7 protein-coding genes and 1 pseudogene are annotated in these 8007 nt (G+C 42.2%); 3 read left to right on the forward strand and 5 right to left on the reverse strand.

Translation table 11 applies throughout. From position 1 onward, the window contains the following. The first annotated feature begins 179 nt into the window (after positions 1 to 179). Positions 180 to 935, forward strand: coding sequence for an exodeoxyribonuclease III (locus G625_RS0108205; RefSeq protein ID WP_029200741.1), 756 nt, complete (start codon positions 180 to 182; stop codon positions 933 to 935). A 79-nt stretch (positions 936 to 1014) separates the two neighbouring features. Here the strand turns inward: G625_RS0108205 and G625_RS0108210 are convergent, their stop codons facing one another. Beyond that, positions 1015 to 2484, reverse strand: a complete 1470-nt coding sequence (locus tag G625_RS0108210) for a hypothetical protein (RefSeq protein WP_029200742.1) — start codon at positions 2482 to 2484, stop codon at positions 1015 to 1017. A gap of 264 nt (positions 2485 to 2748) precedes the next feature. On the opposite strand from G625_RS0108210, the gene G625_RS0108215 reads away from it, so the two are divergent. Continuing rightward, the gene (locus tag G625_RS0108215; protein WP_029200743.1) at positions 2749 to 2976 is read left to right on the forward strand and encodes a helix-turn-helix domain-containing protein; all 228 of its coding nucleotides are present in this window, start codon (positions 2749 to 2751) and stop codon (positions 2974 to 2976) included. 114 nt (positions 2977 to 3090) lie between these two features. On the opposite strand, the gene G625_RS0108220 is transcribed toward G625_RS0108215, so the two are convergent. After that, positions 3091 to 4842, reverse strand: coding sequence for a DUF7309 domain-containing protein (locus G625_RS0108220; protein WP_029200744.1), 1752 nt, complete (start codon positions 4840 to 4842; stop codon positions 3091 to 3093). 46 nt (positions 4843 to 4888) lie between these two features. Further along, the gene (locus G625_RS0108225) at positions 4889 to 6109 is read right to left on the reverse strand and encodes a class I SAM-dependent rRNA methyltransferase (protein ID WP_198014879.1); all 1221 of its coding nucleotides are present in this window, start codon (positions 6107 to 6109) and stop codon (positions 4889 to 4891) included. A 236-nt stretch (positions 6110 to 6345) separates the two neighbouring features. Here G625_RS0108225 and G625_RS0108230 point away from each other — a divergent pair, with 236 nt between their 5' ends. After that, positions 6346 to 7167, forward strand: a complete 822-nt coding sequence (locus G625_RS0108230) for a PHP domain-containing protein (RefSeq protein WP_029200746.1) — start codon at positions 6346 to 6348, stop codon at positions 7165 to 7167. Between the two features lie 204 nt (positions 7168 to 7371). Here the strand turns inward: G625_RS0108230 and G625_RS23495 are convergent, their stop codons facing one another. Then, on the reverse strand, positions 7372 to 7578 hold the full coding sequence (locus G625_RS23495) for a LuxR C-terminal-related transcriptional regulator (protein WP_156885070.1): 207 nt from the start codon (positions 7576 to 7578) through the stop codon (positions 7372 to 7374). A 91-nt stretch (positions 7579 to 7669) separates the two neighbouring features. Next, positions 7670 to 8007, reverse strand: a pseudogene (locus G625_RS22735) (IS200/IS605 family accessory protein TnpB-related protein); the annotation flags it as partial.

Consider the following 8007-nt stretch of genomic DNA (forward strand, 5'->3'; position numbering starts at 1 on the left):
CACTTGTTCATCGTATTTGTTGTTTATTCTTCCCATTGATTTGATTATAACATCCTTAAATAAAATGTGATATAAATACAATATGTGGTTCACGAAATGTGAATATATTGTTGATGGATTTAATGCTTAAGAAAAAATGTGAAGCAGTGCGGGTATGTCCCGCACGGATTGGAGTTTAAATGAAAAAAATGATTTCCTGGAATGTTAACGGTCTTCGTGCTGTTATGGGCAAGAACTTTATGGAGGATTTCCGGAAGCTGGATGCCGATATCTTTTGTCTTCAGGAAACGAAGCTTCAGGCAGGACAGATAGAACTGGAGCTTCCGGGGTATCATCAGTACTGGAACTATGCCGAGAAGAAGGGGTATTCCGGCACCGCGCTTTTCACTAAGGAAGAACCTCTGAATGTGACCTATGGTATGGGGATTCCGGAGCACGATACAGAAGGTCGTGTCATAACAGCTGAATTTCCGGACTACTATGTTCTTACAGTTTACGTGCCCAATTCTCAGGGTGAGCTTAAAAGGCTTCCCTACAGAATGGAGTGGGAGGATGCCTGGAGAAACTATATAAGTGAGCTTGATAAAAAGAAGCCGGTAATTTATTGCGGTGATCTCAATGTTGCCCATGAGGAGATAGATATAAAAAATCCGGCTACAAATCATCATAATGCAGGCTTCACGGATGAAGAACGTGCCAAGTTTTCAAGGCTTCTTGCTGCAGGCTTTGTTGACAGTTTCAGAATGCTCCATCCTGATGCGGCAGACGAATACAGCTGGTGGTCATACCGTATGAAAGCGAGAGAAAGAAATGTGGGTTGGCGTATAGACTACTTTGTGGTATCCGAAAAGTTGAAGGACAGGATTAAAGAAGCAAGCATTCATCAAGAAATTATGGGCTCCGATCATTGCCCGATTGAACTCTGTGTTGAGTGATGTATGATTGCATGGATAGTCAAAAGCCATAATATTAAAGCTCGCGTAGGAGATGATGAACCTACGCGAGCTTTTAATCTTATGAATTGATGATCACAACATCGCCAAAAATCGGGATGCTTACTTCTCCGCACATTTCCTTAAGTTCTTTCAGTGCAATCTTACGTGCCTTATCTAATGTGATAATCCTCACAACCATCTTGGATGAATGTAATTTCTTTAGATCTTCAGATGATTTTAATGGGTCACCTGCTTCAACAACTGAAATCTGAGATTTTAAGTCATTAACCATCTGATCAGTTATAGTTCTAGCATAATCGGATGAATCATCCCGGGCTATAAAAATGCGATCAATATTCTTTTGCTTACAGTACTCTGTTATCCTTGTTACGGTTACCGCCGCAGCCTCTTCATCCTGCTGCTCAGTAAGACCTCTTAATTTGATACTTTTTGCAATTCCCAGAAACAACTTATCTAATCCTTTAAAAGGTTTTTCTTTCCGGTAAATGCATCCGATCATCTTTATTCCGGTAAATCTTGAAATATCATCAACTGTCTTAAATTCGCCTGCAAACAAATACATGAGACATAAAATAACTGCTACAGCAAATGCTCCGGCAAATCCACCAACAGCAACATATTTCTTCCAGCTAAGTCTCTGTGTAACGAAATCATCATGATGGATCATGTATTCCAACAGCTTCTGCTCCTGACTGTTGAGTGAAGACTTATTATCCTGTTCAAATGCGTTATAGCTGGCAACAAGATCACTTCCCATAGCTATCCTTGATTGCTGCAGCTCCACAAGACCTGTGTCTACACTCTCTGTATAGTTCTCTCCTGACCTGATCAGCTTTACGGTCACTCCTATATCTGTTAACTCCCTTGCAGCTTTTATGAATGCCTCGTCAACGATATCGGCAATTTTTTCGCACTGATCCCTGTTGGTTGCTTTGATACTGAGCTCTAAAAGTCCGCGATATTTATTGGAGATATCTCCATTAACAACTATTTTATCCGGCATATCCGCATCAATGGTCTTATCATCAGCTGCTGCAGTACAACGGATATCCAGTACCTCGTAGGCAAACCTCGGATCCACATCTTCTCCCAGTATATGGGCGATTTCAGTATATTGATCAAGATCAAGGGAAAAAGAATTAAAGTAATCCACCGCTGTCCTCTGATCTGACTCAAACACATACTTAACAGAATAATTTGAAACATTGTTTGGATCCATCTTCATCAAGACAGAATGGTCCATGTAAAACTGGTTATTCATTATCCTTGTCCGGAATGTCTTATAACGGTTGTACAGCTCTCTGATCTTTTCTACCTCACCATTGGTCATTTCTTCCTGTATGGAATCTTTTGTTTCGTCGGCATACTTGCTCTCTATCTGCCTGTACTGTCTGTAGGTAAGCGGTACTCCTATCAAAAGGACACCCAAAACAAGACCTGCCAACAGATATTTCCATTTTTGGAAAAAATATGCCAGCATGTCCAGCAGATCGATCACATCCTCATCGTCGTCGTCATTTGTCCACATTATCCTATTCTCCTACTATACACTTTTGCTTTCGTCATTTATCTCAGACATACAGATGCAGATCTGATCGGCTCCTACTGTATACTCTTGCTTTTGCCATTTATCTCAGACATTCACATGCCACAAGTTCGGCTTTCTACATTCCGGTAAACCAAACACGATAATAAACGAATATGATATATATTTTACTGGATATTCCAGTAAAATCAACCACGGTTTTAAAATGTTTATATGATGTTCCGAGGAGAATTCCAGAAAACATATATGAAATATTATGAGAGAAACAGAGAACTCAAGGAGGAAAAAAATCTCCCGATGAAGGCTATAGCCCATGAGCTTGGCATCAGCCAACAAACCTACAATGAATATGAAAAAGACTATCGTTCCAGAATTCCGGTCGAGCGATTGATTCTGCTCGCCCTTTTTTATGATGTTTCCATGGACTACATTTCAGGTGTCAGTAATATTCGGAAGTCTTATCCGAAAGAATAAACCAGCCCGCGTGAGTGGATTTTAATCCATTTACGTGAGCTGGTTTTTTAATGTTTTTTGATTTGATAGATACAAATCTAATTGGCTATAAACGTAAGTTTTTCGCCACTGAGTTTACAGCCTCTGTCCCTTAAGCTGTTTCGGAATCCTTACCGTCAGATAGATATCCATAAAATCATGTCCGTATTTGATATCTGCAATTCCTTTCTCAGCCAGTGAAATCAGTGTTTCTTTGGAAAACGGGAACTCATCTGACATTACGCATTCCTTCTTGCTTATTATCTGGCGCATCCGCTTAATCAGGGCTATTTCTTCATCGGAAAGCAGTTCCTTTACCCTTGATGGCTTTTCTAAAAGTGCCTGTGACACCAGGGCAGCACTCTCTGATTTATTCTTTCCGGAAGAAACTCCCAGTTTCTTTGCCATTTCAGTCAGCTTCTCTTTGGTGCATTGTCCTAATGCTTTCGTCCAGTCCTCGCACCATTCCGCATCTATCATACCCGGCGCCAGATCATCGTCAAAGTCATCATCAAATCCATCTTCGTCCATATAGTCATCTTCGTAGTATTTTTCTGTGATTTCAAAGAACTCATTGATCAATTTGATTCTTTCCCGCATATTTTTAGGCTCCTGCCATACGAGTTCATAATCACCTTCATCATAATAATCATCAAAATCAGGCAGATCGTCATCTTCAGGATCACCCAGATACATGCCTCCGAAATCATTACCATATTCATTTCTTAAATTTTCACCCAGAATATCTACCAATTCTTCTTCCGTTTTCACGCCGGCCATTTTCATAAGTGCAGAAATTTCTTCATCCTTGAGGCCTATTGCTCTAAGCATACTTCCATTCGCCTCGGGACCCATTCTACCCATATCCCTCTGCAATCCCCTTTTGAAATCATTTATATGACTCTTTTTGGCGATTTCAACCGGTACTCCCACTGCACTCTCGAGAACAGACAGTAACTCTTCCATGATATCTCCGGTTACAAGAATCTTTTTAGGTATTCCGTGGTTACTCATCAAATTGGAAAGATACCTGCATACTGCTAAATTATCATCTGAGGGCTCAAGCATTTGCTGATAGATCACCATTCCGGTACTATGATCCAAAACAAATAAAAGGTGAGGGAATAAAGGTCTGTCGTATTTCTCATCCTCTACCATAGAATTCATGTGAGTAATATCCACTTCCCATAAACTATTAAGCTTCTTCCATTTTGCGGATTCATTCTTCAGAGCATCATTTTGTACAACAACAGGTAATTTACTAAGTTCATTCTGGTTCCACACAATCATATCAGTCTTCCATTCTGACTTTTCTGATTTATGCACAAATCCATGTCCCATCAAATGCATCCCCCGAGGTTTTAAAGCTTCAATCTGTGGTAATGCTTCGATCAGTTTTTCCAGATACCTGGTTGTATTTATAACATCCTGCTGATCAGGTATGTATGGGCAGTATCCTCTGGCGTGGTTCTCAAAATAAATCCATTTTCTTCCTTTACCATAATTTCGTCCAAGTTTTTTGATGACTTCCATTTGCTCCGGAGGAATAACTTCCTTACGATCCATGAACATCACAATGCAGTTTTGCATATACATCATGTAATCGTCTCCGTTATGACCATGTATCTGTAGTTGCATTTCCCTAAAGGCAATATCTCCGAAATAAAGTCCAAAACCATATTCCATCCCGCCGTTTCCCATAACGGTAAAATATCCGCGGTCTTCCTCGGAAAAGCTTACACACACCATTTCTTCATTATCCAGCACTTCCCATGGTTTCAGCTCGACATACTTTTCCGCAAGATCATACAGCTTCTTCCACTCTTTTATCGTAGCTTCTTTTCTCATTTTTTTACTATCCTTTCGAGTCCTCTTAGATTCTTTTATTTATTCCTTACTTCTCATCACACACCTGGAAGATGTAGAACTTAAGATAATAGCTGTTTTCGTCCTTTGCCCAGAGGATCGGGTGGTCTGAGCACTGGGTGCGATACTCCACCTGACGAAGGCGGCGGTGAACGGAGTTGGCTGCCTCGTCAATGGTCTTGGTGAAAAGCTCAGGAGTCATGAAGTGGCTGCAGCTGCATGTAGCAAGGTAACCACCGTCTTTAACAAGCTTGATGCCCTGCATGTTTATCTCGCGGTAGCCACGGATAGCTGCCTTTGTAGCTTCTCTTGATTTTGTAAATGCCGGCGGGTCGAGGATCACCACGTCGTACTTCTCCCCGGCTTTGTTAAGCTTCGGAAGTTCATCCAGCACGTCAGCCACGCGGAAGTGAACCGTATCGGAAAGACCGTTTCTCTCAGCATTGGCAGTAGCCTGCTGCACAGCAAGCTCGGAGATATCGAGTCCCTCAACGGAAGCCGCCCCCGCGATTCCGGCATTGAGCGCAAAGGTCCCCATGTGGGTGAAGCAGTCCAGCACCTTCTTGCCCTTGCAGAGCTTGTGGATAGAGAGACGGTTGTACTTCTGGTCGAGGAAAAATCCGGTTTTCTGACCGTTTACAACGTCCACCATATACTTAACGCCATTCTCTGTGATGAGAACATCAGTATCGAACTCAGGCCCGATGAACCCCTTGTGCGGCTCCATGCCCTCTTTCTTTCTGACCGGGGCATCTGACCTCTCATAGATTCCTCTTATGTTAATGCCGTCTTCCTTCAAAATCTCAACCAGATCCTCAAGTATCATCTCCTTAAGTCTATCGATTCCAAGTGCCAATGACTCAACCACCAGCACATCTTCGTATTTATCAACTGTGAGTCCCGGAAGCCAGTCAGCCTCTCCGAAGATGACTCTGCAGGAGCTTGTATCCACAACGGTCTTTCGATACTCCCAGGCATTCTTCACTCTCTCACGGAGAAATTCTCTGTCGATAGGTTCCTTTCTCCATCTTGAAAGCATTCGAACTCTTATTTTGGAATTGTGATTTATAAAACCATAGCCCATGAAGAAGCCGTCAAAGTAGGAAACGGTGATGATATCTCCGTTTTCATATTCACCTTCATACCGGTCGATTTCATTATCAAAGATCCAGGCTCCGCCCTCCTTGATGGTGCGGCCTTCACCCTTTTTTAAAACTATTTTTCCGTTTGAAACCAAAGATTCTGACATATTGATCTCCATTTCATATATTTTAACTTCCGGTTGCCCGAATTATCTCTTAGAAAACCATAATGATTTGGTCATTATGTGCCTTAAAAAAATATTATATCTGTGTTATGATTTCAAGCATATTCTACCAGTAATAAGCGGCTTTTGCCACAAAGTCAGAATAGTAACATAAAATCGGGCTGTTTTGCCGGTCCGTGTTATATGTTTGTTATATCTTTTGATTCAGGGGGTAAACTATGTACGATATAAAATGTGACACACATACACATACTTTATACAGCAGGCATGCCTACTCAACCATAAGGGAAAATGTTATCGAGGCCAAAGAAAACGGAATGGAGCTGCTGGCATCCACAGACCATTTTTCAGAAATGCTCTGGCCGGAATATACTAATCTCAAAAACTATCAGTACCTTGCAACTTCTCCAACCATCTGGCCAAAGGAATGGATGGGCGTGACACTTCTCTCAGGCTGCGAGGTAGATATAGTGAATCTTCAGGGAGGACTTTTCGGACAGGACATCAGCGTCGACAAAAATATCGTAGGCGACCCTATAAGACCCACAAATCTGTATGAGCTGGTTACCAGAAAAATGGATTATGTGATTGCAAGCATACACGGAAAGGCATTTACAAAAGGGGCAAGCAGAACCCAGCTTACGGACATGTATATAAAGGCGCTCCAGGATGAGAAGGTTTTCATCCTCGGACACATGGGAAGAAGCGGGCTGGATGTGGATTTCAGAGCTATCGTTGATGCCGCAAAGAGTCTCAACAAGCTTCTGGAGGTTAATGAACACAGCTTCGAGTTTGGAAGCGAGGCGGAGGACAGCATAACCAGAAGCCGCTGCAAGGAGCTTCTTGAAATCTGCGCCGAGAAAGGCTGCAAGGTTTCCATCGCAACCGATGCACATATATCAAACCTCATCGGACGCTTTGAGAAAACAAAGGTTCTTCTTGAGGAGGTTCATTTCCCGGAGGAACTCATCGCTGGACTGAACAAAGAGTCATTCCTGAAGGCATTGAAAGAGTCGGGGATTAAAGGGAGGACCGTATAAAAACAATGAGGACGTTTCCCGCAGGCAGGAAACGTCCTCATTGTTTTTTTATTAAACTCTTCTAAATTGTATACGTTTTCATGCGTTACATCTCCAGCTCAGAAAAGACCTCATCCACATCGAAAGAGTCATCTTCCATTGCCTGTTTAAGTCCGTTTGCCATCATCTAGTCAAACTCAGTTTTTGTCATTTCCTCTCTTGGCTTCATATTTCTAACCTCACCTTATGATAGATCCTGAACAGTCCCACGCGGCTTTTAGTTCCGGTTTTTTCGTAGATAGCTGCAACATGCCGCTGCAAAACCCGCCTTGAAATGAACAGTGCATCGGCAATCTCCTGCCCCGAATCCTCAGTGAAAATAAGCTTGTGAAGCCTCACACGACTAAAGTCGCGTGCTTCCAAATTTAACACAAAAGAGTTTCTGGATTTTCCCGAGGCTCTTTTATATTGTCTCCTTTAGAGAGACGGAATTCCTTTCTACTATACAGTCTAAACTCAGAGATTACGCGACACTCAGGTTGCATAATTCCGCATTAAGACTAATTAACGTAGATAAGGTGCATTGGCTTCTCTTGGCAGCCGCAGGGACTTTTGCCTGCAATGCCAACCCTTCGCTCACGGTTAGGGATTTTAAGATCTCACGGACAAAGTATCTTGATCCGATATTATATGTTGCGTTAAGGTCACAGTTATAATACTTGCCCGAACTGAATTTACACATGGAGTAGCTCTTAAGCATGGGATCGGTAGTCATCCTGTTACGTCGCTCTACATATCCGGAGCCATCGAATGCCAGTCGGGAAGTTCCCCAGGCATTTATGTGGCTGATCCTTATAAGAT

The organism is Oribacterium sp. NK2B42 (genome assembly GCF_000424445.1).
Lineage (GTDB): Bacteria > Bacillota > Clostridia > Lachnospirales > Lachnospiraceae > Oribacterium.

Bases quoted from the DNA above. Each gene is read 5' to 3' on its own strand.
- G625_RS0108225 (WP_198014879.1), bottom strand. From the start codon at position 6,109: ATGTCAGAATCTTTGGTTTCAAACGGAAAAATAGTTTTAAAAAAGGGT.
- G625_RS0108205 (WP_029200741.1), top strand. From the start codon at position 180: ATGAAAAAAATGATTTCCTGGAATGTTAACGGTCTTCGTGCTGTTATG.
- G625_RS0108215 (WP_029200743.1), top strand. From the start codon at position 2,749: ATGAAATATTATGAGAGAAACAGAGAACTCAAGGAGGAAAAAAATCTC.
- G625_RS0108210 (WP_029200742.1), bottom strand. From the start codon at position 2,484: ATGTGGACAAATGACGACGACGATGAGGATGTGATCGATCTGCTGGAC.
- G625_RS0108230 (WP_029200746.1), top strand. From the start codon at position 6,346: ATGTACGATATAAAATGTGACACACATACACATACTTTATACAGCAGG.
- G625_RS0108220 (WP_029200744.1), bottom strand. From the start codon at position 4,842: ATGAGAAAAGAAGCTACGATAAAAGAGTGGAAGAAGCTGTATGATCTT.